Source organism: Curtobacterium sp. MCBD17_003 (genome assembly GCF_003234885.2).
Taxonomy (GTDB): Bacteria; Actinomycetota; Actinomycetes; order Actinomycetales; family Microbacteriaceae; genus Curtobacterium.
Window position 1 is genome coordinate 2,382,482 of record NZ_CP126275.1, and the last position, 21,599, is coordinate 2,404,080.

Sequence of the window (21,599 nt, forward strand, 5' to 3'; positions counted from 1 at the left end):
GGCGCGGCTCAGGCCTCCCAGTCGATGGCGGTCCGCCCCGTGACCATTCCGCGGACGGTGTCGGCGGCGGCCTGGTGCTCGGGGTGGACCTGGTAGGCCTCGAGCCCGGCGAGGTCGTCGAACGTGGCGACCACCGCGACGTCCGCGTTGCTTCCGGGGTACGCCACGTTGTCGACCACGCGGATGGAGCGGATCGACGGCACGACGCCGTCGAGGGCTTCGAGCACGGCGCGGATGTGGGCGATCGCCTCGTGACGGACGACGTCGTCGCGCAAGCGCCAGGCGACGACGTGGTGGATCACGCGCGGGCCTCGGCCGCGGCGAGCGCACGCTCGAACCGCTCCGCGTCGACGCGCCAGGTGCTGTGGACCCGGCCGTCGACGATGACCACGGGGATGTCCTCCGCGTACTCCTCGCGCAGGGCGTCGTCCTGGAGGATGTCCCGCTCCTCGAACACGACGTCGGGGTGGGCGTCGAGCACGGAGCGGACGATCGAACGGGCGTCGTCGCACAGGTGGCATCCGGGCTTGGTCAGGAGCGTCACGGTGGGCACCCGTCCAGCGTAGTGCGGAGACGACGAAGCCCCGGCCGGTGATCGGTCGGGGCTCTCGTGGTGAGCAGGTCCGGTAGGACCTACTTCTTGTTGCGACGCTGGTGGCGCGTCTTGCGCAGCAGCTTGCGGTGCTTCTTCTTCGCCATGCGCTTGCGGCGCTTCTTGATGACAGAACCCATACGGCCCTCCTACGGCTGATGTGGACACCGGGTCGGAGACCGCGGAAAAATACCTCGTGCGACATTACCGGAGCCGACCGGCGTTGTCGAACGGCGTGGGCGTGGCGCGCTCAACCGACGTCGGCGACACCACCGCGGAGCATCTCCGCGACGGCGGACTCCGGGACCCGGAACGACCGGCCGAAGCGGATGGCGGGGAGCTCCCCCGCGTGCACCATGCGGTAGACCGTCATCTTCGAGACGCGCATCATCTCGGCGACCTCAGCGACCGTGAGGAACCGCACGTCGTCGAAGTTGCCGGCCATGCTCTGCCTTCAGGAGGGGCCCGGCGCCTCCGGACCATGGTGTGACCTGCGTGGTCTCTGGCAACCATAGGGGCGGCCGTGGCGCGGTGTCCAGCCCGCCCGCTGCCCCGGGAACGGGGGTCAGTCGTCGTCCTCGCCTGCACGCCGCTGGAGCCGACGCCGCACCGGGTCGACCACGCGCTCCCAGCCCGTCTGCGCCCCCGAGATCGCCGTCGTGGCGCGGAAGGACGCCTCGGCCATCACCCGTCCGAGTTCGGTGCCGACGTCCACCCGAGACCGTCCCGCGGCGCCGCGGCGCACCGACACGGGGCGACCGTCGGGGGTCCACGCCGTGGTCGCCGGGACCTCCTCGGCAGCGACGACACCGGTGAACGGTGCGAGCCATTCCTCGACGCCGACGAGGGGCTCCGGGTCGAGGCGGTAGTAGCGGTGCTGGCCCTCGTCGCGCGTGCGCACCAGGCCGGCGTCGCGGAGCACCCGGAGGTGTTTCGACACCGTCGGTTGGCTGATCCCGAGGCGCGTGACGAGCGCACCCACGCTGAGTTCGCCGACGGACCCGGCCGCGCCGTACTCCTCGAGCAGGGTTGCGAGCAGTCGGCGCCGCGTGGGGTCCGCGATCACGCCGAAGATGTCGGGCATGCGCTCAGGGTAACGGGGCGCGCGCGGCGAGGGCCATCCGGACGCCCTCGGGTGCCCAGGTCGCGTGCGTCAGAGCGCGGCGAGCTCCGCGGCTCGGGCGATGGCGGCATCGGCGGCACGGCGGAGGGTCCCCTCGAGGTCCGCGTCCTCGAGGACCGCGATCGCCCGCTCGGTCGTGCCCTTCGGACTCGTCACCGCGCGCCGGAGGGCCTCGGGGCCGTCGTCCGACGTGGCGAGGAGCTCGACCGCGCCGCGGAGCGTGCCCTCGACCATGACCCGCGCCTGCTCGCGGTCGAACCCGAGCGACTCGGCCGCACGCCGCCACTGTTCGACGAGCAGGAACACGTAGGCGGGCCCGGACCCGGACACCGCGCTGAGGGCGTCGAGCTGGGCCTCGGGGACCTCGAGCACATCGCCCGAGACCGCGAAGAGGGACGAAGCGAGCGCGACCGCCGCCGCGTCGGCGCGACTGCCCCCGCTGACCCCGGTGACACCGCGGCCGACGCGCACGGGGGTGTTCGGCAGCGCCCGGACGACCCGCACGCCCTCCGGCACCAGGGACTCCATCGTCACACTCGTCACCCCGACGGCGACACTCACCACCACCGCGTCCGGCTCGAGGTCGGCCCGCACCTCGCGCAGCAGGTCGGCGACGAGGAACGGCTTGACCCCGACGACGACGAGCCCCGCCCCGCGCACGGCGCGCCGGTTCGCCTCCGGGTCGGTCTCCACGGCGACGGCGTCGAGGCCCCGGACGCGGAGCGCCTCGGCGGACGGCTCCGACCGGTTCGTGACGGCGAAGCGATCCGCGGGGACGCCTGCGGCGACCAGGCCGTCCAGGACCGCTCCCGACATGGATCCGACGCCGAGCATCGCGGTACGTGGCAGATCGAGGACCATCCGGCCATCCTAGGATCTGACCGACCGCACAGGAACGAGAGCAGGGCTGGGCACCATGAGCGCATCCGGAGGCAACAGGGCGATCGTCGCGGCCCTCGGCGCGAACGTCGGCATCGCCGTGGTCAAGTTCATCGCGGCCGCGATCAGCGGATCGGCGTCGATGCTCGCCGAGGGCGTCCACTCCCTCGCCGACTCGGTCAACCAGGTCCTGCTCATCATCGGCGGCCGACGGTCGAAGCGGGCGGCGGACGAGGAACACCCGTTCGGCTACGGCCGCGAACGGTACGTGTACGCCTTCGTCGTGTCGATCATCCTGTTCTCGATCGGCGGCGTGTTCTCGCTGTACGAGGGCATCGAGAAGCTCGAGCACCCGCACCCCCTGGAGACCTGGTGGCTCCCGCTGGCGGTGCTCGCGATCTCCATCCTGCTCGAGGGCTTCTCGCTCCGGACGGCGTTGCGGGAGGCCCGGTCCGACCGCGGGGACCAGTCCCTGGTGCAGTACATCCGTCGGGCCAAGGCACCCGAACTCCCGGTCGTCATGCTCGAGGACACGGCGGCGCTCACCGGGCTCGTGTTCGCGTTCCTCGGCGTCGGTCTGACGGCGCTCACCGGCAACGGCGTCTTCGACGCGATCGGCACGATCCTCATCGCCCTCCTGCTCGTCGCCGTCGCGGTCGTGCTCGGTGTCGAGACGAAGAGCCTCCTGCTCGGCGAGGGGGCGACGCCCGCGGACCTGCAGGCGATCAAGCGGGCGATCCTCGACGGTCCGGAGGTCGACTCGATCATCCACATGAAGACCCTGTACCTCGGCCCGGACGAGCTCATGGTGGCGGCGAAGGTCGCGGTGGACGGGGACCGTCGCCTGGGGGACGTCGCGGCGGGCATCGACGCCCTGGAGGCCCGGGTCCGGTCCGTCGTGCCCGTCGCCCGGGTCATCTACATCGAGCCCGACGTCCGGCACGACGCCCCGCGGCCGCCGACCGAGACGATCATCATCCGCGCGGCCGACTGACGCGTCCTCCCCCGGTCGGGAGGCCGAGCGAGCGTCCACAGGGAAGGCACGCCTTCGTGGCGGAGCCGGCCGGGCCTCCGCCACGATCGGAGCATGTCCGTGTTGCAGAACGTGTTCCTGGCCCTCCACTTCATCGGTCTCGCCGCCGTGATCGGCGCCTTCCTCGCGCAGGTCCGGCGCAAGGAGCACTTCGAGACCCAGTGGCTCGTCATCGGCCTCGTGACGCAGCTCGTGACGGGTCTGGCACTCATGGGCATCATCGACGCGACCACCCACGGCGGGGCGAATCACGTCAAGCTCGGGGTCAAGCTCGTCATCGCGCTGATCGCCCTCACGACGGCGTTCGTGGCGCGGTCGCGGCAGCGCCGGGCCGACGCGGGGACGGCCGGACCGAAGGCGGCGCTGCCGTTCTTCCACACGACCGGAGCGCTGGCGATCGTCAACGTGCTCATCGCCGTGTTCTGGCACTGAGGCGCGTCCGGTCGCCGAGCGGCCTCAGCGTCTCGCGGCGAAGAACGTGTCGAGCATCGCGGCACAGGGCTGTTCGAGCACGCCGCCGACGACCTCGGCCCGGTGCGGGAGTCGTCGATCGCGCGCGATGTCGTAGACGCTGCCCGACGCACCCGCCTTCGGATCCCACGCGCCGAACACGATCCGGGGTACCCGAGCGGCGAGCACGGCGCCGGCGCACATCGGGCACGGCTCGAGCGTGACGACGAGGGTGTGCTGCTCGAGGTGCCAGTCCCCCGTGCGTGCCGCGGCGGCGCGGAGTGCGAGCACCTCGGCGTGCGCGGTCGGATCCTGTCGGGTCTCCCGTTCGTTGCGCCCCGTGGCGACCACCGCACCGGTCGCGTCGAGCACGACCGCGCCGACCGGGACGTCCCCCGTCGCGAGACACGCGCGGGCCTCGTCGAGCGCCCGTTCCATCGCGGCCACCCACGGCCGGGCCGCCGGGTGCTCGCCTCGGTCCGCTCCGCCGTCGATGCCCGAGGGTCCGGGGCCGACCGGCCCGGGTCCGTGCTGCCGGTGCTCCACTCGCCCTCCTCGTCCGCCGCGGTGGCGCCTCCGTGGCCGGTACCCTTGAGCGTATGCGAGTCCACGTCGCCGACCACCCGCTCATCACGCACAAGTTGTCGGTGCTCCGCGACCGCACGACGCCCGCACCGACGTTCCGCGCTCTGACCGAGGAGCTCGTGACGCTCCTCGCGTACGAGGCGACGCGCAACGTGCGAGTGACCGCGACCGCGATCGAGACCCCCGTCGCGAACACCGTCGGCGTCGCCATCGCCAAGCCGCGTCCGCTCGTCGTGCCGATCCTCCGAGCGGGCCTCGGGATGCTCGAGGGCATGGTCAAGCTCGTGCCGACGGCCGAGGTCGGGTTCCTCGGCATGGCGCGCAACGAGGAGACCCTCGAGCCCCAGACGTACGCCGAGCGCTTGCCCGAGGACCTGTCGAACCGGCAGTGCTTCGTCCTCGACCCGATGCTCGCGACCGGTGGCTCCCTGACGGCCGCGATCGAGTTCCTGTTCGACCGGGGCGCCGTGGACGTCACCGCCGTCTGCATCCTCGCCGCGCCCGAAGGGCTCGCCGCGGTCGAAGAGGCCACCGCGGGCAAGGACGTCACGATCGTCCTCGGTGCCCTCGACGAGCGACTCGACGACCGCGGGTACATCGTGCCCGGACTCGGCGACGCGGGCGACCGGTTGTACGGACTCGCTGAGTAGCCCTTTCCACCGCCCTCGCAGGCTCGGTCGGCGCTGGCGTCGCGCGGCGCTGGCGCGCCGCCTCAGCTCCAGCGCGCGGACTCGCTGAGTAGCCCCTTCCACCGCCCTCGCAGGCTCGGTCGGCGCTGGCGTCGCGCGGCGCTGGCGCGCCGCCTCAGCTCCAGCGCGCGGACTCGCCGAGTAGCCCCTTCCACCGCCCTCGCAGGCTCGGTCGGCGCTGGCGTCGCGCGGCGCGGGCGCGCCGCCTCAGCTCCAGCGCGCGGACTCGCTGAGTAGCCCCTTCCACCGCCCTCGCAGGCTCGGTCGGCGCTGGCGTCGCGCGGGCGCACGTCCGCACGTCCGCCGGGACAGTTGACAGCCCCCTGGTATACCGCGGATACTCGCCCCATGACTGTTTCCTCGTCCACCCGCGTCCTCATCGAGGTCCAGGGGACTGCCGGCATGATGATGCCGGGCATGGCGGTCATGTGTTGTCGAATGTGTGCCTGACCGGCACCCGTTCCAGCCGGACCCACCCCGACGGCGACCCCGTCCTGTGTGCGGTCCCCGGGATCCGGCGCCGACGACCATCGTGATCGTCGACGCGGAGGCACCCGCTCCCCTCGGTCCGTCCCGCCCTCGAACCCCCTCGCCGGGGTCCGGGCAGCGCGGCCGCCGCGACCGAGGACGCATTCGACGCACCGGCGCTCCGAGCGCCACAGCCAGGAGGACTCCCATGTCACTCACCATCGATCGCCCGCGACACACCACCGCCGACACCGCGCTCGCCGGCGCTGCCTCGCCGACCCACGCCGGGCCGGCTCTCCCCGCGGCCCAGCACCCCCGCACTGCTGCGCCCGTGCGTACCCCCGCTGCCGGCACCGCCCTGCCCGCCCGTGCCGCACGGCCTGCGCCCGCTGCCGAGGACGTCCCGACGAGTCCCGTCGTCGCTCCCGCCCGGAGCCGCGCCCTGCCCGAGGGCACGGAGGCACGCGGATTCGCCCTCTACGTCGGGATCGACGAGGCGAAGGCGGCTGCGGCCGGCACCTCGCTCGCGGCCATCGTCGAGCAGCTCAAGGCCCTGACGGCCCAACTCGCCCCCGCCGCCGAGACCTACGCGGCGGTCGCGGTGGCGGCCGAGGGCTCCGGGGGCCGCGACGTCGAGGTCGTGCGCCTCGCGCTGCAGGACCGATCCGCGGTCGCGGCGCGGAAGCAGACCTCGCCCGCGGAGCCCGAGGAGACCGGCGTCGTGATCGACATCTCGCGCAAGCGGGTCGTGCTCGACGGCGAGACCGCACCGCTGACCTACAAGGAATTCGAGCTCCTCCAGTTCCTGGTGCTCCGCGAGGGCCGGACGGTCGACCGCCAGGCGATCATCGAGGGACTCTGGGCGGACGGCGAGGACGAGACGCCGAACGAGCGGACCATCGACGTGCACGTCCGACGCCTCCGCTCGAAGCTCGGTGCCTTCGAGGAGATCGTGCGGACGGTCCGGGGTGTCGGCTACCGGTTCGACCGGCACGCGGACGTCGCCGTCCGGTACGCCTCCACGCCGTCCCCCGACCTCTTCTGACGGCCGCGGGGGCTCCCGGCATCGGCATCGGGCGCTCTGGGTGAACTCGCAGTGAAACAACGATCCGGTACCTACCGCTCGTTACCACCTCGTTATATTCTGACGGAGCAGTCGCTGTTTGCTGTGGCAGCGGTTGCGGAATGTGATTGCAGGACACTCTTGGGTGCAAGGGAGGAGGGCGGCCACCACGCCTCTGGTGGCCGCCCTTCGTCGTGTCCGAGCCGGTCGGGCGTCCGACCCCGTCGATACAGTTGGCGGAGGTCGGAAGGAGCCGCAGTGAGTGACACATCGAAGGCCGTCGCCGCGTGGGAGGCCCTGTTCCGCGCGCAGGTCACCGTGATGCGCAACCTCAACACCGCGTTCCCGTCGTCCGACATCTCGTTCAACGAGTACGACGTCTGCTACAACCTGTCCAAGCAGCCCGGACGGCGCCTCCGGATGCGGGACCTGACCGGCCAGCTCCTGCTGACCCAGCCGAGCATCAGCCGCCTCGTCGAACGGCTGGCGGCCCGCGGCGTCGTCGAGAAACTCCCCGATCCGACGGACGCCCGCGGTGTGATCGTCGCGTTGACGACACACGGCTTCGACCTCTACCGCACCGTGGCGAAGCAACACGCCGCCACGATCGCCGAGCAGGTCGGCGCCGGACTCGACGACGACGAGCTGGGCGAGCTCGAACACCTGTGCACGAAGCTGCGCACGGCCGCCGCTGCCGCCACCGACGGCACCACGGCGCACCCGGCGCTCCGCGCGAACCCGGACTCGTCGGCCTCCGATCTGGCCTCCGACACCGTGCCGAGCGTGTGAGCGGCGCGCTCGTCTGGCTGCGGGACGACCTGCGCCTCCACGACAACCCCGCCCTGCACGCCGCCGTCACGGCCGGCGGCCCGGTCACCGTGGCGTACGTCCTCGACGACCAGTCGGAGGGCCTCCGTCCGTTCGGTGGCGCCGCGCGCTGGTGGCTGCACGGGTCGCTCGCCGCGCTCGACGCCGACCTCCGGGCCCGCGGGAACCGCCTCGTCCTGCGCCGGGGTGCCGCGGCCACCGTGATCGACGAGCTCGTGCGCGACACCGCGGCGGACACGGTCCTCTGGAACCGTCGGTACGGCGCCGCGGAACGCGCGATCGACACGGGGATCAAGCAGTCGCTCACCGACCGCGGTCACGTCGTGCACAGCGCGGCGGCGGCGCTGCTCTGGGAGCCGTGGACGCTCGCCACCGGCCAGGGCCAGCCCTACCGGGTGTTCTCGCCGTTCTGGCGCGCGGCGCAGGCGATGCCGACACCCCGCGAACCGCTCCCGCGGCCCGTGACGGTGCCGGCCGGGCCGTCGGTGGCGAGCGAAGCCCTCGACGACTGGGGTCTGCTGCCGACCCGACCGGACTGGGCCGGCGGCCTGCGCGCGACCTGGACCCCCGGCGAGGCCGGAGCCGCGGCCCGGTTCCGCCACTTCCTCGAGCACGGTCTCGAGGACTACGACCAGCGTGACCAGCCGTCGGCCGACGCCGCGAGCGGACTGAGCCCGCACATCCGCTGGGGCGAGATCAGCCCGTACCAGCTCTGGCACCGTCTGCACGGCGAGCTCACGCCCGCGCAGCGTCGGCAGGCGCCGTCGTTCCTCCGACAGCTGGCCTGGCGCGAGTTCAACTGGCACGAGCTGTACCACGAGCCGGACATGGCGACCGTGAACGTCCGCCCCGAGTTCGACGCCTTCCCGTGGCGCTCCGCGTCGTCGGACGAGCTCGACCGCTGGCGGTACGGCCGCACCGGCATCGACCTCGTGGACGCCGGCATGCGGGAGCTCTGGCACACCGGCGCGATGCACAACCGCGTCCGCCTGGTCGTCGGGAGTTTCCTCGTCAAGAACCTGCTCGTCGACTGGCGCGTCGGCGAGCAGTGGTTCTGGGACACCCTCGTCGACGCCGACTCCGCGAACAACGCCGGCAACTGGCAGTGGGTGGCCGGTTCCGGGTTCGACGCCGCCCCCTTCTTCCGCGTCTTCAACCCGCAGCTCCAGGCGGACAAGTTCGATCCCCACCGGAGCTACATCCGGCAGTGGATCCCGGCGGACGAGGTCCGGCCGGAACCGATGGTCGACCTCAAGTCGAGCCGCGCCCGAGCCCTCGACGCCTACCAGCAGATGCGGGCCGTGTGACCAGCGCACCCTCGTCGGACGCCGCTCCCGACAACGCCGCCTCCGCCAGGGCTCCACGACCCGCGGACCGAATCCCCGCGGACGTCCTGAGCCGCATCGACGACCTGTTCCGGCAGCGTGTGGAGCGCGGTGTCGCTCCGAGTAGCGCGTGGGGCGTGTTCGACCGCCAGGGCCTCGTCGCCAGTGGCGGGCACGGGGACCGCGGTGACGGACGAGCTCCCGACCAGGACACGGCGTACCGGATCGCCTCGTGCACGAAGAGCGTCACCGCCGCGGCCCTGCTGCTCCTCGCCGAACGGGGCCTGCTCGACCTCGACGACCCGGTGACCGCGTTCGTGCCCGCGTTCGCGTCGGTCGCACTGCCCCGCCCGGACGCCCCCGTCCCGACGCTGCGGATGCTGCTGACGATGTCCGCCGGGTTCCCGACCGACGACCCCTGGGCCGACCGGCAGGAGTCCCTGTCCGACGACGCGTTCGACGGCGTGCTCCGCGGCGGCCTGCTCTTCGACCGGGTGCCGGGAACGGGCTTCGCCTACTCGAACCTCGGTTACGCACTGCTCGGCCGTGTCGTGGCGCGGGTGAGCGGTCTGCCGTACCAGCGCTTCGCGACCGAGGAGCTGCTCGACCCGCTCGGGCTCACCCGGACGGCGTTCACCGCGCCCGACGGGGCCGCGCTCGCGTCCGGGTACCGATCGGGCCCGGACGGCTGGGAACGGCTGCCGTTCACCGGCCCGGGTGCGTTCTCGAGCATCGGCGGTCTGTTCTCGACGGTCACGGACCTCGCGGCGTGGGCGCGGTTCCTGGCCGCCGCGTTCGACGGCATCGGCGTCGGGACGACCGGGGCGGCGGCGGCGTGGTCCGGGTCGGCGCCACTGTCGGCAGCCGACCGTCGTGCCATGCAGCAGGCGTCACGGACCATCCCGGGCGGGACGGGCCTCCCGGGTCTGCGGGATCGCCCTGCCGGGTACGGCTTCGGGCTGTTCGTCGAACAGGACCCGGTCGTCGGGACGATCGTGTCGCACTCGGGCGGCTACCCGGGCTTCTCCGCACACATGCGATGGAGCACGGCCGACGGCGTCGGCGTGGTCGCGTTCGAGAACGCGACCGGGGCTCGGGTGCCGGTGGCCGCGACGGAGGCGCACGACCTCCTGCTGTCCGCACGACCCGCACCCCTTGCGGTCCCGGTCCTCGACGTGACGCGGCGCGCGCAGGCCGCCGTGACGCGCCTCCTGGCCGACGGGTTCCCCGACGACCTCGCCGACGCGGTGTGCACCCCGAACGTCGCGATGGACGTGCCCTACGAACGCCGCCGTGCAGCCGTCCGGGAGGCCCTGTCCGCGTCCGGCGCGGACCTCACGGCCCGCCCCGTGCGCGAGGAGACGCGGTCACCCACGCACCTGGTGTGGTGGCACCCGGGGAGCACCGGTCTGCTGCGGGTCGAGATCCGTCTCGCTCCGATCGCGGCCGGACTCGTGCAGACGCTCACGGTCCGGGTGGAGGACGCACCTCCGGTCTGACCGGCTGCGGACGCCTGTGGAACGTGCACGGGCACACGACCACCTCCGGTAGCATTCCACATGCCAGTCGACCTCGACGACACCGGAGGACAGGACCGCCGTGCCACGCAGACCCGATCCCAGCATCAAGCCCGCGATCGTCGAACGCGTCGCCGCGCATCTCCGGGCCACACCGATCGAGGCCGTCACGCTGCGCGGCGTGGGTCGGGCCCTCGGCACCAGCGCGTACCCGCTCGTGTACCACTTCGGATCCCGGGACGCCTTGGTGGACGCCGTGGTGGAGCACCTCGAGCGGACGTGCGACCACGTGGAGCTCGATTCCTCCGCGACGCCGACGGACCTCCGCAGCTGGTTCCGGGAGCAGTTCGGCAACCTCGGCGATCCCGATCGGTACTTGGCCGCGCGGTTGACGTTCGAGCTCGGCGCGACCGAGCCGCTCCGCGGCGGATGTCGGCACCGCCCGCGGCACGACCGCCAGGTCGCGTCCGTCGTCGCGTGGTGCCGGCATCACGACGTCACTGATCCCGAGCGACGGGGGCGCGAGGCCGTCCTGTACGCGCGGGGCGTGCAGTGGGGCGGTGTGCTCGACGGCGACCAGCAGGCGGCGGACCAGGCGCTGCACCGGATCGCACGCACGTTGGCCCTCGCCGCCGGACGTGCCGATGCGGCGGTGGGGCCGATCGACACCACGGGGCCGGACGCCGAGCACGACGAAGGCCGCCCCGAACGGGGCGGCCTCCGTGTCGAACCTGCGCGCGATCGCAGCGTCGTGCCGGACCGCGACGGTCAGGTCAGAGCGTGACGAACGACTGCGCCTTGGCGTTGGCGAAGCGCGCGGCGACGTTCTCCCAGTCGACGATGTTCCACACGGCCTTGACGTAGTCCGCCTTGACGTTGAGGTAGTCGAGGTAGAACGCGTGCTCCCACATGTCGAGCATGAAGATCGGGACGAGCCCGAACGGGATGTTGCCCTGCTGGTCGAACAGCTGGAACGTCGTGAGCTGCTGCCCCACGATGTCCCAGGCGAGCACCGACCAGCCCGAGCCCTGGATGCCCGTGGCGACCGCGGAGAACTGGGCCTTGAACTGGTCGAACGAGCCGAAGAACTCGTCGATCGCCGCGGCGAGCTCACCCTCGGGCACCTTCGTGTCCGGGCCGAGGTTCGTCCAGAAGATCGAGTGGTTCACGTGGCCACCGAGGTTGAACGCGAGGTCCTTCTCGAGCTTGTTGACGTTCGCGAGGTTGCCCGACTCACGGGCCTCACCGAGCTGCTGCAGGGCGGTGTTCGCCCCCGCCACGTAGGTCGCGTGGTGCTTGTCGTGGTGGAGCTGCATGATCTTGCCGCTGATGTGCGGCTCGAGCGCGGCGTAGTCGTACGGCAGTTCCGGAAGGGTGTACTCAGCCATCGGATGTCCTTTCGTGTTGGGTTGGACGTGCGGGTCCCGCGGCCGGATGGACCAGCCGGGAACGATCGGTGAGGGAGTGGAACTCCCGGTTGTGGTAGACGAGCGGCTCACCCTGCCCGAGGCCGAGCACGATGTCGAGCACCTCGGCGACGACCACCGTCGAGCTGCCGATCGGCGTCGTCGAGAGCGGACGGCACCGCAGGACCGATGCCGCCGCGGGCAGGTACCAGTCGCCGGAGGGCAGGCGCTCCCAGATGCCCGGCTCGTCGACGGACGGACTCCCCGTGGAGGCGAAGCGCCGGGCGAGCTCCACGCCGCCCGCGTGCATCAGGTGGACCACGAACAGCGGCGCACCGAGCACCGCACCGGCCGACCCGGAGTTCGTCGACAGCGAGAACACGAGGACGGGCGGGTCGACCGCCACCGACGCCACCGACGAGGCCGTGAGCCCGGTCGGACCGTCCGGTGTGTCCGCCGTGATGACCGCGACCCCCGCAGGGTGTCCGCGGAACGCCGCCTTGTAGGCGTCGGTCAGGTCACCGGGGGTGCCGGGCACGGACTGGGGGGTGTCGACCTGGGGCATCAGTCGGGCTCGTTCTCTTCCTCTTCGGGCGCGACCCGTCAGGGCCACGTCCCAACGTAGGACTTCGAGCGCCGTTGAGGTCAAGATCCACAGCAATCGCGTGCGGTCGGGCGTGGCACGGGCGGCCGAGGCGTCCACCTGCGCGGCGGGCGCGACCGACGCGGTGGGCGCGAGGGTCAGCGGACGCGCCGGAGCGTGAACCACGCGCCGACCGCAGCTGCGACCATGAGCACCGCGGCGACGCCGGCGGTCGTCGTGACGCCCGAGTCGAACGCGGCGCGCGCCGATGCGAGCAGTTCGGCGCCCGCGTGGCCGCCGAGGGACCGCGCGGCGGCGACCGCCCCGCCGAGCGTCTGGCCGGCGGCGACGTGCTCGGTCGATGACAGCCCCGCCGGCACGACGACGTGCGCGCGGTACGCGGCGGCGAGCACGGTCCCGAGCACGGCCGTGCCGAGCACGGCGCCGATCTCGTAAGCCGTCTCCGACAGCGCGGACGCCGCACCCGACTTCGCGGCGGGCACCGTCGACACGATGAGGTCGTTGGTCACGGTCTCGGACGCGCCGATCCCGACGCCCAGGAGCACGTACGCCACGGCGAGCGCCCGGATGTCCGCACCGTGTCCGAGCGCGGCGACCAGGGCGTACGCGGCGGCCGAGGACAGCAGCGACACCGCGACCACCCATCGCGGAGCGATCCGGGCGACGACCGGGACGACCACGAGCCCGGCGACGACCGACAACACCGTGCCCGGCAGCAGGACGAGTCCGGCGGTGAACGGGTCGAGCCCGGCGACGAGCTGCAGGTGCTGCGAGATGAAGTACAGGAACCCCGTGAGCGAGAACATCGCCGTCATGTTCGTGACGATGCTGCCCGTGAACGGCACGCTGCGGAACAGCCGGACGTCGAGCATCGGCACACGCGCGGTGAGCTGGCGCCGGACGAAGGCGACGCCGCAGACGACCCCGACCGCGAGTGCGGCGAGCGCGGCACCCCGGGTGTCCGGATCGGCCAGCGACTTGATCGCCCACGCCGTCGGGGCGAGCGCCGCGAGCGACAACGCCATGCTCACGAAGTCCACGGGACCCGGAGCGGGATCACGGGACTCGGGCACGAGGAACGGCGCGGTGAGGAGCAGCAGGACGAGGATCGGCACGGCGAGGAGGAACACGCTCCCCCAGGCGAAGTGCGCGAGGAGGACGCCACCGACCAGGGGCCCGAGCGCGCCGCCTGCGGAGAACGTGCAGGACCACACCGCCAGCGCGAGGCGTCGCTCTGCACGGTCCTCGAACACGTTGCGGATGAGCGACAGCGTCGACGGCATGAGCATCGCGCCGAAGACGCCCATCGCGACCCGGGCGGCGACGAGCATCCAGGCATCGGTCGCGAACGCGGCGGCGACCGAGAACGCGGCGAAGCCCGTCGCGCCGACGAAGAGCAGGCGGCGGCGCCCCCACCGATCGCCGAGGCTGCCCATGACGACGAGGAGCCCAGCCAGGACGAGGGGGTACGCGTCGACCACCCAGAGCAGCGTGGTGGCGGCGGGGTGGAGGTCGGCGGAGATCGCCGGGAGCGCGAAGCTCAGCACGGTGTTGTCGACCGCGATGAGGAGCACGGGGAGCATGAGGACCGCGAGGGCGGCGAACCGTCGGGTGCGTGTCGACGCGGACGGACGGCGGACGGGGGCGAGGAGCAGGGACATCGGTGGTGCTTCCGGGACGGCGGTGGTGCTGCGCAGGCGACGGCACGCGTCGCGGCGAGGTTGACCGATCTACTGTACCGACCGGACGGTACATGCTGCAAACGCTGGCTCCCGCACCGCGCTCCCTAGACTGAGGAGATGACCAGCGCGCGGGACCGCATCCTCGACAGCTTCGTCGGCATCGTGTGCGACGACGGCGAGCGCGTCGCCACGCTCGATGCCGTCGCGGCCCGCGCTGGGGTGTCGAAGGGCGGATTGCTCTACCACTTCGGGTCCAAGGCGGCGCTCGTCGCGGGCCTGTGCGAGCGGCTCTCGGACCTCGGGGTCGCCGACGTCGAGCGGATGCGGGCGGCGACGGACGGCCCGGCGCGGTACTTCGTCCGCAACTGCGAGTTCGTCGGCAGCGAGCTCGACCTCGCACTCCTCGCCGCGTCACGGCTGCAGCAGGCCGGCTACGAGGAGGCCGGTCGCACCCTCGACGAGGTCGAAGGTGCCTGGCTCGCGGCGCTCGTCGACCACCTCGGCGACGTCCCCACGGCGCAGGCGATCAAGCTCATGGGCGACGGCCTGTACCACGCCGCGGCGCTCGGCGCGGTCGCGGGCGGGCGCTCCCGTGCCGAGGGCGTCGTGATGGAGGACATCCTCGGCGTCGTCGACCGACTCGTCGCCACCCGCCCCGACGCCTGAACGACCGCGGCCGCCACCGGGGACTAGACTGGGCGTCGTTCAACCGCTCGTCACCGGAGGTACCTCGTGGGCCGCGTCTTCCTCGCCCTGTTCTCGATCGCACTGTTGGTCGTCGCGATCTACCTGTTCGGTGTCGCGTTCCAGGTCTCCAGTGGGCAGGGCTTCATCTTCTTCGGCGGCATCCTCCTGATGTGCCTGTCGTTCGGACTGCCGATCCACGCCTTCTCCAAGCGCTAGCGTTCCTCGACGGAACGGAACGGCCCCGCATCCCATCGGATGCGGGGCCGTTCGCCGTCCCGGCGGCAGTGTCGAGCGCGTGCGGGGCCGTTCGCCGTCCCGGCGGCAGTGTCGAGCGCGTGCAGGGCCGTTCGCCGTCCCGGCGACAGCGGCCGGTCGTGGGTCGGTCAGGCGCGACGGTGGAGACCGCGCAGCGCCACGGCCGTCGAGACCGCCGCGTGCAGCGCCTCGGCACCCTTGTCCTCCTTCGAGCCGGGCAGCCCGGCACGGTCCAGCCCCTGCTGCTCGTCGTCGAGGGTGAGCACCCCGAAGCCGACGGGCTTGCCCGTGTCGAGCGCGACCCGGACCAGGCCGCTCGTCGCGGCGTCCGACACGTACTCGAAGTGCGGTGTGCCGCCGCGGATCACGACGCCGAGGGCGACCGCCGCGTCCGCCCCGGCCACGAGCGCGGCCTTCGCCACGACCGGCAGCTCGAAACTGCCGGGGACGTGGATCACCTCGGTGCTCGCCCCGAGCCGCTCGGCCTCACGCAGGGCGCCCTGGAGGAGCCCCCCGGCGATCGTCTCGTGCCAGCGCCCGGCGACGATCGCCACGTGGACACCCGTTCCGTCGACCTCGTCACGCTCGGCCGCTCCTGCTCCGCTCATCCGTCCTGTCCTCTCCGGGACCGTCCGGCCCCGTCCCGCGCCGTCAGCCACGCGCTGAGCTCGGCGATCGTGATGACCGGGACGCCTTCGCGCGCCCCGAGTTCCAGCAGCGCCGGCAGGCGCATCATCGCGCCGTCGTCGCCGACGATCTCGCAGATCGCTGCGGCAGCGCGGAGGCCGGCCGCCGTCACGAGGTCGATCGCCGCCTCGGTGTGCCCCGGGCGCTCGCGGACGCCGCCGGGACGTGCCCGGAGCGGGACGACGTGACCCGGTCGGTGGAGGTCCCCGCGCTGCGATCGCGGATCGGCGAGCACGCGGAGGGTCCGTGCACGGTCGGACGCCGAGATGCCGGTCGTGATCCCCGCGGCGGCGTCGACCGTCACCGTGTAGGCGGTGCCGCGGACGTCCTCGCTCCGCTCGACCATCGGCGGCAGGTCGAGGGCGTCGGCGATCGCGGCGCTCACTGGCGCGCAGATGAACCCGGACGAGTGCCGCACCGTCCACGCGATCCACTCCGGTGTCGCGAGTTCCGCGGCGAGGACGACGTCGCCCTCGTTCTCACGCTGCTCGTCGTCCGCCACGATGACCGGGCGGCCGGCGATGAGCGACCGGAGGGCCTCCTCGACCGACGCGAGCCCCGCCGGCGGTGCGTCGGCGCCGGTGGCGGTCATCGTGCCTCCAGGCGGAGCATGCGGCGGACGTGCCGGGCGAGCACGTCCGTCTCGACGTTCACACGGTCGCCGGTGCGCAGGGCGCCGAGCGTCGTGGCGGCGAGGGTCTCCGGGATGAGCGAGACCTCGAACCACGCTGCGTCCGGGGCGACGGCCTCGTCCGAAACGGCGCTGACGGTCAGGCTGACGCCGTCGAGGGCGACGGACCCCTTGTCGACGACGAGGGGCGCCAGTCCCGGGGTCAGGGCGAAGCGGACCCGTCGCCAGCCGTCGCCGTCCTCGGTGGCGAGCACGGTGGCCGTCCCGTCGACGTGCCCCTGCACGATGTGACCGCCGAGTCGGTCGCCGACGCGCGCCGCCCGCTCCAGGTTCACGCGGTCACCGGCCCGCAGGCCGCCGTGCACGCTCATGTCGAGCGTCTGCCGCATGACGAACGCCGTGAACGACGACGCGTCGTGTTCCACGACGGTCAGGCAGACGCCGCTCACCGCGATCGAGTCGCCGTGCCGGACGCCCTCGACCGCGACGGGCCCGGTGACGGTGAGCGCGATGGAGTCCCCGCGGTCCTCCACGCGGTCGACGTGGCCGAGTTCCTCGATGATGCCCGTGAACACTGGTGTCCTGTCTGTCGGGACTCCGGAGGGTTCCACGGGAGGACGCCACGGACGGCCCACGACGGTGGACCGCCCAGCGCTTCCTCCCGTCCGGACTCTCACCGTCGGTCCCGGAGTTCCACCGGGTCGACCACGGTCGGACATCGGTCCGCCCGCAGCTCGTGGACTGTCACCACCGGTTCGGAATTGCACCGACCCCGGAGCGCTGTACGTGGACGGAACATTACCGCACCGGCCCCGCCCGTAGAGTGGACGACGGCCGCCACCCGGAGCGGCCGGTTCGCATCGCCCCACGACGGGCGGCAGGAAGGACACCGTGGCCTCGATCTTCAGCGCCCCGACCCGCAACCTCGACGTCGTCACGCTCCACGAGATCCTGCGGCTACGGCAGGACGTGTTCGTCGTCGAGCAGGAGTGCGCCTACCCGGACATCGACGGCCGGGACCTCGAGCCGGGGACCGTGCAGTGGTGGAGCGGCAACGGATCCGTCGACGCCACGCTCCGGGTGCTCCACCAGCCGGACGGCACCGAGCGCATCGGCCGGGTCGCCACCGCCCGCGGGGCGCGGGGCACGGGGCTCGCGTCGGAGCTCATCCGCGCCGCGATCGACTCGTGCCGCAGCGGCAGCATCGCCATCGACGCCCAGTCCCACCTGCGCGACTGGTACGCCCGGTTCGGCTTCGTGCAGACCGGTGACGAGTTCATCGAGGACGGCATCCCGCACGTCCCGATGACGCTGACGCGCTGACGCGTCGCTACGCCTGCCAGCGCCGGAGTTCCCCGAACGAGCGCGCCTGCCGGGGTCGCTCGGCGACGAGCCGCTCGAACACGATGTTCGTCTGCGTCGTCGCGACGGACGGGTCGCCGCTCAGCTCGTCGGCCACGAAGTCCCGCAGCTGCTCGGTCGAGGTGCACGCGATGTGCACGAGGAAGTCCTTGTCGCCGGCGAGGAACGACACGTCGAGCACGACCGGGATCGCGAGCAGTCGTTTGGCGAACTCCCGGAGTTCTCGACGTGCCGCGGCGTGGACCCGCACGGAGACCATCGCCTCGATCGCGAACCCGAGGCGTGCGATGTCGACGTCGGCGCGGTACCCGCGGATGATGCCCGCCTGCTCCAGGGCCCGGACCCGGGTCAGGCAGGTGGACGGAGCGACGCCGACCTCGGCCGCCAACCGGTTGTTGGGGATCCGAGCGTCGGATGCCAGGACCCACAGGATGCGCTCGTCGACCTCGTCGAGGCGGACGGACCAGCTGTCGGCGCGGGTGGCCGGAGTCGAACGATCGAGCACGGGCGGGCCTCCTGGTCGAACCATCCGTCGATGGTGTCCTTGATCGTCGCACGACGGGGCAGCCGGCACCACCCGTCACATCATGAGCGTCATGCCGACGACCGCGACCGTCATCGCGAAGACCTCGCCGCTCCGCACCGCACGGCGGTCCTCCCGGCCCCACTCGTACCGCAGCAGCCACCCGCTGAACGCGCAGTACCCCACGACCCCCGCACCGAGCACCGCCGTGAGGACGAGCGTGTGCGCCATCGGATCGGCCGACGCGGCACCCAGCACCGCCGACGCGGTCGAGCCGTGCCCGGCCCCGCTCGTCGTGACGCCGCTCGCGCCGCTCGATCCGGCACCGCTCATCGCACCGCCCATCGCTCCACTCATCGCACCGAGCAGCAGCATCCCCGCCATGACGACCGCGGAGAGCGCCCGGTGCACGTCCATCGGGTCCGCGCGCCGGGCCTCCCGGCCGTCCTCGGCCCGTCCTGGTGCGCCGGCCGCCCAAGCGCGCGACCCGATGACCGGGAGGGGCGCCACGAGCAACAACGCCGCCCCGGCCACGAGGGACCAGCCGGTCCCCACGCCGAACGCCGGGAGCAGCATGGCCACGAGCATCACCAACGCCGGTACGACCACCGCTGGCCGGGGCCGGTACCGGTCGCCGACGACGCAGCAGACCGACGCGAACTGCGGCACCACGAGCATGGCGGTCGCGATCGGGTCGTGCACCGGGAGGCCTCAGCGGCTCGGCAGTCGGGGGTGCGGGGTCAGCGCGTCGCGGCCCGTGCGGCTCGCTGCTCCTTGACGCGGGTGTTCTCGGCACGCACCGCGGCCTGCGTCGCACGCTCGCGGACGAGCCACTCGGGCATCTCCTGCAGGAGCGCCTTGATCTCGGCCGTCGTCAGCGCGTCGTCGACACCGGCGCGCGCGAGTCCCGAGACCGACACGCCGAGCTTCGCGGCGACGACCGGCCGGGGGTGCGGACCCTCGCGCCGGAGCTCCGCGAGCCACTCCGGCGGCTCGGCCTGCAGCGCCTCGAACGTGGAGCGCGACACCGGCGCCGAGCGGAACGACTCGGGCGCCGCGGACACCAGGATGCCGAGCTTCTTCGCGGCCGTCTCCGGCTTCATCGTCTGTTCCTGCGCCATGCCCACCAGGGTACGGGACCCGCCCCGGTCCTATGCTCGACGCATGCCCGGAACCCTCACCGTCGCGTTCGTCCCGGGCGTCTCCCCCGCACGGTGGGCACGGGTGTGGCGGGAGCGGATGCCGGACGTCGAACTCGTGCTCCGCGCGGTCGGCGCCGACGAGGTCGACCGGGCGCTCGACGGCGACGCCGACATGTGCTTCGCCCGGCTCCCCGTGACCGAGGGTCTGCGCGCGATCCCGCTGTGGACGGAGACGCCGGTCGTCGCCGCTCCGAAGGACTCCGAGTTCGCCGAGGTCGACAGCGTCACCGAGCGCGACCTCGTCGGGATGACCCTGCTCGGCGGCGGTCCGGTTCCCGACGACCTCGACGGCACGCTCGATCTCGTCGCCGCCGGCGTCGGACTCGCTGTGCTGCCCCAGTCCCTGTTCCGTGCGGCGAGCCGCCGCGACCTCGTCGCCCGTCCGCTCGTCGACGTCGAGGGCACGCGCGTCGCGCTCGTCTGGCGCGACGCGGACGCCTCCCCGGTGACGGACGAGTTCATCGGCATAGTCCGAGGGCGCACCGCGAACAGCTCCCGCGGGCGGGACGCCGCGGACGTGCGTGACGCGGACGGCACGGACGGCCGGCAGACCCGCGGTCGCGTCAGCAGCGACGGCCGGGAGGCCCGCGGTCGCCCCGGTGCCGACGGCCGGGAGGCGCGGCGCGGCTCCGGCAACGAGTCCAACGGCCGCCCCGGCACGGCCGGCGGCCGCGGTCGGACCGCCCGCCCGACACGCGGACGTCCGAGACGAGGGCGCTGAACGGTCAGGCCGGCCAGACACCGGAGCTGCCGCGACGGTGGCTGCCCACGAGGTGGGTGTCGACGATCCCGACGGCCTCCATGAGCGCGAACATCGTCGTGGGACCGACGAACGCGAAGCCCCGCTTCCGCAGGGCCTTCGCGAGCGCGACCGACTCCGGGCTCGTGGTCGGGACCTCGGCGACGCTCCGGGGCGCGGGTGTCGTCTCGGGCCGGAAGGACCACACGAACTCGGCCAGACCACCCTCGTCGCGGAGGGCGATCGTCGCGTTCGCGTTCGTGATCGTCGCGAGCACCTTCGCGCGGTTCCGGACGATGCCCACGTCGGCCATGCACCGGGCGACATCGGCCTCGCCGAAGGACGCCACCACGTCCGGGTCGAAATCCGCGAATGCACGTCGGAACGCCGGTCGCTTCGCCAGGACCGTGCGCCAGCTCAGGCCGGACTGGAACGCCTCGAGGCTCAACCGTTCGTAGAGGCCGCGCTCGTCCCGGACGGGCATCCCCCACTCGGTGTCGTAGTACTCGCGGAGCAGCGGATCGGTCGCCGCCCATCGGGGGCGTGCCAGGCCGTCCTGGCCGCGGACGAGGTCGAGAACGGCGCTCCGCGCATCGGGCGCCGGATGAGCAGGCACCGGATCGGCGGGCGTCGGATCGGCGGGCACGGGCACGGGCACGGGCACGGCGGGCGTCGGGTCGGTCATGTGCCGATCCTCCCGGCCCCCACCGACAGGTGCCCGGCGCCGGCCGGGGCTGGCCCTGGGCAGCGGAGGACGCGAGGAGCGGGTCGGGTGCGGCGCGTGGCGGTTCCGCGCCGCGCCTCCCGGCCGGGACACGACGGACGGGAGGGCCGTACCGGTGCCGGTACGGCCGGGAGGGCCGTACCGGTGCCGGTACGACCCTCCCGTCGGGCGTGTGCGCGCGTCAGGCCAGCTCGTGGCCCTCGCCCGCGGCCTTCTCGACGTCCTCGCGCTCGAGGTTGCCGACGATGTCCTCCTCGGGCACCGGCGCCAGCCGGTCCCACAGGAAGAAGAGCAGCCCGAGGACGAGCATCGAGATGCCCGTCCACAGGTTGATCTGGATGCCGCCGGTCTTCTGACCGTCGGTCGCGTGGTGCGCGATGCCCGTCAGCGTGACGATGATCCCGTACAGGACGAACAGGCCCCCGAGGATGCGGCGCAGGTCGAACCGACGGGTGGACGTGACGTACTCGCGCTTCTCGGCGTCCGTCATCGGAGCGCCCTCGCCACCGGGAGCGGTGCCCGGCTTGTTGGTCTCACTCATGGTG

General features: G+C 72.7%; 30 protein-coding genes and 1 riboswitch. Of the genes, 12 read left to right on the plus strand and 18 right to left on the minus strand.

Annotated elements, in window-relative coordinates:
- Positions 1 to 8: 8 nt before the first annotated feature.
- The 6 genes from DEI88_RS11230 to proC form a co-directional block, all read right to left on the minus strand.
- Complete coding sequence (locus DEI88_RS11230) at positions 9 to 302, minus strand: Dabb family protein (RefSeq protein ID WP_181435326.1); 294 nt, start codon at positions 300 to 302, stop codon at positions 9 to 11.
- A complete protein-coding gene (locus DEI88_RS11235; RefSeq protein WP_111071317.1) occupies positions 299 to 553 on the minus strand; it encodes a glutaredoxin family protein in 255 nt (84 codons plus the stop codon). Before DEI88_RS11235 ends, DEI88_RS11230 begins: the two co-directional genes overlap by 4 nt.
- Positions 554 to 633: 80 nt before the next feature.
- Positions 634 to 732: a 30S ribosomal protein bS22 gene (locus DEI88_RS11240; protein WP_003792170.1), complete on the minus strand. Its 99-nt coding sequence runs from the start codon at positions 730 to 732 to the stop codon at positions 634 to 636.
- A 110-nt stretch (positions 733 to 842) separates the two neighbouring features.
- Positions 843 to 1,037: a helix-turn-helix domain-containing protein gene (locus DEI88_RS11245; protein ID WP_111009413.1), complete on the minus strand. Its 195-nt coding sequence runs from the start codon at positions 1,035 to 1,037 to the stop codon at positions 843 to 845.
- 120 nt (positions 1,038 to 1,157) lie between these two features.
- Positions 1,158 to 1,676 (minus strand): ArsR/SmtB family transcription factor, encoded by a 519-nt coding sequence (locus DEI88_RS16385; RefSeq protein WP_111009412.1) that lies wholly within the window; start codon positions 1,674 to 1,676, stop codon positions 1,158 to 1,160.
- A 69-nt stretch (positions 1,677 to 1,745) separates the two neighbouring features.
- The gene (gene proC, locus DEI88_RS11255; protein WP_111013556.1) at positions 1,746 to 2,576 is read right to left on the minus strand and encodes a pyrroline-5-carboxylate reductase; all 831 of its coding nucleotides are present in this window, start codon (positions 2,574 to 2,576) and stop codon (positions 1,746 to 1,748) included.
- A gap of 55 nt (positions 2,577 to 2,631) precedes the next feature.
- Between proC and DEI88_RS11260 the strand changes: the two genes are divergently transcribed.
- Both DEI88_RS11260 and DEI88_RS11265 read left to right on the plus strand, forming a co-directional pair.
- On the plus strand, positions 2,632 to 3,588 hold the full coding sequence (locus tag DEI88_RS11260; RefSeq protein WP_111071316.1) for a cation diffusion facilitator family transporter: 957 nt from the start codon (positions 2,632 to 2,634) through the stop codon (positions 3,586 to 3,588).
- 93 nt (positions 3,589 to 3,681) lie between these two features.
- Positions 3,682 to 4,059 (plus strand): hypothetical protein, encoded by a 378-nt coding sequence (locus DEI88_RS11265; RefSeq protein WP_111071315.1) that lies wholly within the window; start codon positions 3,682 to 3,684, stop codon positions 4,057 to 4,059.
- Between the two features lie 24 nt (positions 4,060 to 4,083).
- Here the strand turns inward: DEI88_RS11265 and DEI88_RS11270 are convergent, their stop codons facing one another.
- The gene (locus DEI88_RS11270) at positions 4,084 to 4,515 is read right to left on the minus strand and encodes a nucleoside deaminase (protein ID WP_111071424.1); all 432 of its coding nucleotides are present in this window, start codon (positions 4,513 to 4,515) and stop codon (positions 4,084 to 4,086) included.
- 161 nt (positions 4,516 to 4,676) lie between these two features.
- Here DEI88_RS11270 and upp point away from each other — a divergent pair, with 161 nt between their 5' ends.
- The 6 genes from upp (at position 4,677) to DEI88_RS11300 (ending at position 11,336) form a co-directional block, all read left to right on the plus strand.
- Positions 4,677 to 5,312 (plus strand): uracil phosphoribosyltransferase, encoded by a 636-nt coding sequence (gene upp, locus DEI88_RS11275; protein WP_111009408.1) that lies wholly within the window; start codon positions 4,677 to 4,679, stop codon positions 5,310 to 5,312.
- Positions 5,313 to 6,027: 715 nt separating this feature from the next.
- Complete coding sequence (locus DEI88_RS11280; RefSeq protein ID WP_111071314.1) at positions 6,028 to 6,864, plus strand: winged helix-turn-helix domain-containing protein; 837 nt, start codon at positions 6,028 to 6,030, stop codon at positions 6,862 to 6,864.
- A gap of 276 nt (positions 6,865 to 7,140) precedes the next feature.
- Positions 7,141 to 7,671, plus strand: a complete 531-nt coding sequence (locus DEI88_RS11285) for a MarR family winged helix-turn-helix transcriptional regulator (protein WP_349775197.1) — start codon at positions 7,141 to 7,143, stop codon at positions 7,669 to 7,671.
- Complete coding sequence (locus DEI88_RS11290; RefSeq protein WP_111071313.1) at positions 7,668 to 9,017, plus strand: cryptochrome/photolyase family protein; 1,350 nt, start codon at positions 7,668 to 7,670, stop codon at positions 9,015 to 9,017. The genes DEI88_RS11285 and DEI88_RS11290 overlap by 4 nt, the downstream gene beginning before the upstream one ends.
- A complete protein-coding gene (locus DEI88_RS11295; RefSeq protein ID WP_181441166.1) occupies positions 9,014 to 10,534 on the plus strand; it encodes a serine hydrolase domain-containing protein in 1,521 nt (506 codons plus the stop codon). Before DEI88_RS11290 ends, DEI88_RS11295 begins: the two co-directional genes overlap by 4 nt.
- 100 nt (positions 10,535 to 10,634) lie before the next feature.
- Positions 10,635 to 11,336, plus strand: a complete 702-nt coding sequence (locus DEI88_RS11300) for a TetR/AcrR family transcriptional regulator (RefSeq protein WP_111071311.1) — start codon at positions 10,635 to 10,637, stop codon at positions 11,334 to 11,336.
- Here DEI88_RS11300 and DEI88_RS11305 read toward each other — a convergent pair.
- From DEI88_RS11305 to DEI88_RS11315, 3 genes are all read right to left on the minus strand, one after another.
- On the minus strand, positions 11,326 to 11,940 hold the full coding sequence (locus tag DEI88_RS11305) for a superoxide dismutase (protein ID WP_111009403.1): 615 nt from the start codon (positions 11,938 to 11,940) through the stop codon (positions 11,326 to 11,328). The two genes, DEI88_RS11300 and DEI88_RS11305, sit on opposite strands and share 11 nt — an antisense overlap.
- Positions 11,933 to 12,523, minus strand: a complete 591-nt coding sequence (locus tag DEI88_RS11310; protein WP_111071310.1) for a flavin reductase family protein — start codon at positions 12,521 to 12,523, stop codon at positions 11,933 to 11,935. The genes DEI88_RS11305 and DEI88_RS11310 overlap by 8 nt, the downstream gene beginning before the upstream one ends.
- A gap of 176 nt (positions 12,524 to 12,699) precedes the next feature.
- Positions 12,700 to 14,223, minus strand: coding sequence for an MFS transporter (locus tag DEI88_RS11315; RefSeq protein ID WP_111013562.1), 1,524 nt, complete (start codon positions 14,221 to 14,223; stop codon positions 12,700 to 12,702).
- A 138-nt stretch (positions 14,224 to 14,361) separates the two neighbouring features.
- Between DEI88_RS11315 and DEI88_RS11320 the strand changes: the two genes are divergently transcribed.
- Positions 14,362 to 14,910, plus strand: a complete 549-nt coding sequence (locus DEI88_RS11320; protein WP_111013563.1) for a TetR/AcrR family transcriptional regulator — start codon at positions 14,362 to 14,364, stop codon at positions 14,908 to 14,910.
- A gap of 66 nt (positions 14,911 to 14,976) precedes the next feature.
- Positions 14,977 to 15,147: a hypothetical protein gene (locus tag DEI88_RS11325; protein WP_181434856.1), complete on the plus strand. Its 171-nt coding sequence runs from the start codon at positions 14,977 to 14,979 to the stop codon at positions 15,145 to 15,147.
- A gap of 167 nt (positions 15,148 to 15,314) precedes the next feature.
- Here the strand turns inward: DEI88_RS11325 and ribH are convergent, their stop codons facing one another.
- Genes ribH through DEI88_RS11340 form a run of 3 tightly spaced genes read right to left on the minus strand, consistent with a single transcriptional unit; the run spans position 15,315 to position 17,079 of the window.
- Positions 15,315 to 15,794: a 6,7-dimethyl-8-ribityllumazine synthase gene (gene ribH, locus DEI88_RS11330; RefSeq protein WP_111009399.1), complete on the minus strand. Its 480-nt coding sequence runs from the start codon at positions 15,792 to 15,794 to the stop codon at positions 15,315 to 15,317.
- The gene (gene ribB, locus DEI88_RS11335; protein ID WP_111009398.1) at positions 15,791 to 16,465 is read right to left on the minus strand and encodes a 3,4-dihydroxy-2-butanone-4-phosphate synthase; all 675 of its coding nucleotides are present in this window, start codon (positions 16,463 to 16,465) and stop codon (positions 15,791 to 15,793) included. The genes ribH and ribB overlap by 4 nt, the downstream gene beginning before the upstream one ends.
- Positions 16,462 to 17,079, minus strand: a complete 618-nt coding sequence (locus DEI88_RS11340) for a riboflavin synthase (protein WP_111009397.1) — start codon at positions 17,077 to 17,079, stop codon at positions 16,462 to 16,464. The genes ribB and DEI88_RS11340 overlap by 4 nt, the downstream gene beginning before the upstream one ends.
- A 72-nt stretch (positions 17,080 to 17,151) precedes the next feature.
- A riboswitch (FMN riboswitch) is annotated at positions 17,152 to 17,289 on the minus strand.
- Positions 17,290 to 17,395: 106 nt separating this feature from the next.
- Here DEI88_RS11340 and DEI88_RS11345 point away from each other — a divergent pair.
- Positions 17,396 to 17,827, plus strand: coding sequence for a GNAT family N-acetyltransferase (locus DEI88_RS11345; RefSeq protein ID WP_111009396.1), 432 nt, complete (start codon positions 17,396 to 17,398; stop codon positions 17,825 to 17,827).
- Positions 17,828 to 17,834: 7 nt separating this feature from the next.
- On the opposite strand, the gene DEI88_RS11350 is transcribed toward DEI88_RS11345, so the two are convergent.
- The 3 genes from DEI88_RS11350 to DEI88_RS11360 form a co-directional block, all read right to left on the minus strand.
- The gene (locus tag DEI88_RS11350; protein ID WP_111009395.1) at positions 17,835 to 18,371 is read right to left on the minus strand and encodes an Lrp/AsnC family transcriptional regulator; all 537 of its coding nucleotides are present in this window, start codon (positions 18,369 to 18,371) and stop codon (positions 17,835 to 17,837) included.
- Positions 18,372 to 18,446: 75 nt separating this feature from the next.
- On the minus strand, positions 18,447 to 19,091 hold the full coding sequence (locus tag DEI88_RS11355; protein ID WP_111071309.1) for a hypothetical protein: 645 nt from the start codon (positions 19,089 to 19,091) through the stop codon (positions 18,447 to 18,449).
- A 38-nt stretch (positions 19,092 to 19,129) separates the two neighbouring features.
- Entirely contained in the window at positions 19,130 to 19,510 is a 381-nt protein-coding gene (locus DEI88_RS11360) for a DUF5997 family protein (protein ID WP_111009393.1), read from the minus strand.
- Positions 19,511 to 19,553: 43 nt separating this feature from the next.
- Here DEI88_RS11360 and DEI88_RS11365 point away from each other — a divergent pair, with 43 nt between their 5' ends.
- Positions 19,554 to 20,312: a LysR family transcriptional regulator substrate-binding protein gene (locus DEI88_RS11365; RefSeq protein WP_181435324.1), complete on the plus strand. Its 759-nt coding sequence runs from the start codon at positions 19,554 to 19,556 to the stop codon at positions 20,310 to 20,312.
- A 4-nt stretch (positions 20,313 to 20,316) separates the two neighbouring features.
- Here DEI88_RS11365 and DEI88_RS11370 read toward each other — a convergent pair whose 3' ends face one another.
- Positions 20,317 to 21,015, minus strand: coding sequence for a DNA-3-methyladenine glycosylase I (locus tag DEI88_RS11370; protein WP_111049324.1), 699 nt, complete (start codon positions 21,013 to 21,015; stop codon positions 20,317 to 20,319).
- A gap of 220 nt (positions 21,016 to 21,235) precedes the next feature.
- Complete coding sequence (locus tag DEI88_RS11375) at positions 21,236 to 21,595, minus strand: hypothetical protein (RefSeq protein WP_220035630.1); 360 nt, start codon at positions 21,593 to 21,595, stop codon at positions 21,236 to 21,238.
- Between the last annotated feature and the right edge of the window lie 4 nt (positions 21,596 to 21,599).

What these genes read in the sequence shown, in the direction of transcription:
- DEI88_RS11240 (WP_003792170.1), bottom strand. Translation starts at nt 732, where the DNA reads ATGGGTTCTGTCATCAAGAAGCGCCGCAAGCGCATGGCGAAGAAGAAG.
- DEI88_RS11245 (WP_111009413.1), bottom strand. Translation starts at nt 1,037, where the DNA reads ATGGCCGGCAACTTCGACGACGTGCGGTTCCTCACGGTCGCTGAGGTC.
- DEI88_RS16385 (WP_111009412.1), bottom strand. Translation starts at nt 1,676, where the DNA reads ATGCCCGACATCTTCGGCGTGATCGCGGACCCCACGCGGCGCCGACTG.
- proC (WP_111013556.1), bottom strand. Translation starts at nt 2,576, where the DNA reads ATGGTCCTCGATCTGCCACGTACCGCGATGCTCGGCGTCGGATCCATG.
- DEI88_RS11260 (WP_111071316.1), top strand. Translation starts at nt 2,632, where the DNA reads ATGAGCGCATCCGGAGGCAACAGGGCGATCGTCGCGGCCCTCGGCGCG.
- DEI88_RS11265 (WP_111071315.1), top strand. Translation starts at nt 3,682, where the DNA reads ATGTCCGTGTTGCAGAACGTGTTCCTGGCCCTCCACTTCATCGGTCTC.
- DEI88_RS11270 (WP_111071424.1), bottom strand. Translation starts at nt 4,515, where the DNA reads ATGGAACGGGCGCTCGACGAGGCCCGCGCGTGTCTCGCGACGGGGGAC.
- upp (WP_111009408.1), top strand. Translation starts at nt 4,677, where the DNA reads ATGCGAGTCCACGTCGCCGACCACCCGCTCATCACGCACAAGTTGTCG.
- DEI88_RS11280 (WP_111071314.1), top strand. Translation starts at nt 6,028, where the DNA reads ATGTCACTCACCATCGATCGCCCGCGACACACCACCGCCGACACCGCG.
- DEI88_RS11305 (WP_111009403.1), bottom strand. Translation starts at nt 11,940, where the DNA reads ATGGCTGAGTACACCCTTCCGGAACTGCCGTACGACTACGCCGCGCTC.
- DEI88_RS11310 (WP_111071310.1), bottom strand. Translation starts at nt 12,523, where the DNA reads ATGCCCCAGGTCGACACCCCCCAGTCCGTGCCCGGCACCCCCGGTGAC.
- DEI88_RS11315 (WP_111013562.1), bottom strand. Translation starts at nt 14,223, where the DNA reads ATGTCCCTGCTCCTCGCCCCCGTCCGCCGTCCGTCCGCGTCGACACGC.
- DEI88_RS11320 (WP_111013563.1), top strand. Translation starts at nt 14,362, where the DNA reads ATGACCAGCGCGCGGGACCGCATCCTCGACAGCTTCGTCGGCATCGTG.
- ribH (WP_111009399.1), bottom strand. Translation starts at nt 15,794, where the DNA reads ATGAGCGGAGCAGGAGCGGCCGAGCGTGACGAGGTCGACGGAACGGGT.
- ribB (WP_111009398.1), bottom strand. Translation starts at nt 16,465, where the DNA reads ATGACCGCCACCGGCGCCGACGCACCGCCGGCGGGGCTCGCGTCGGTC.
- DEI88_RS11360 (WP_111009393.1), bottom strand. Translation starts at nt 19,510, where the DNA reads ATGGCGCAGGAACAGACGATGAAGCCGGAGACGGCCGCGAAGAAGCTC.
- DEI88_RS11365 (WP_181435324.1), top strand. Translation starts at nt 19,554, where the DNA reads ATGCCCGGAACCCTCACCGTCGCGTTCGTCCCGGGCGTCTCCCCCGCA.
- DEI88_RS11370 (WP_111049324.1), bottom strand. Translation starts at nt 21,015, where the DNA reads ATGACCGACCCGACGCCCGCCGTGCCCGTGCCCGTGCCCGTGCCCGCC.
- DEI88_RS11375 (WP_220035630.1), bottom strand. Translation starts at nt 21,595, where the DNA reads ATGAGTGAGACCAACAAGCCGGGCACCGCTCCCGGTGGCGAGGGCGCT.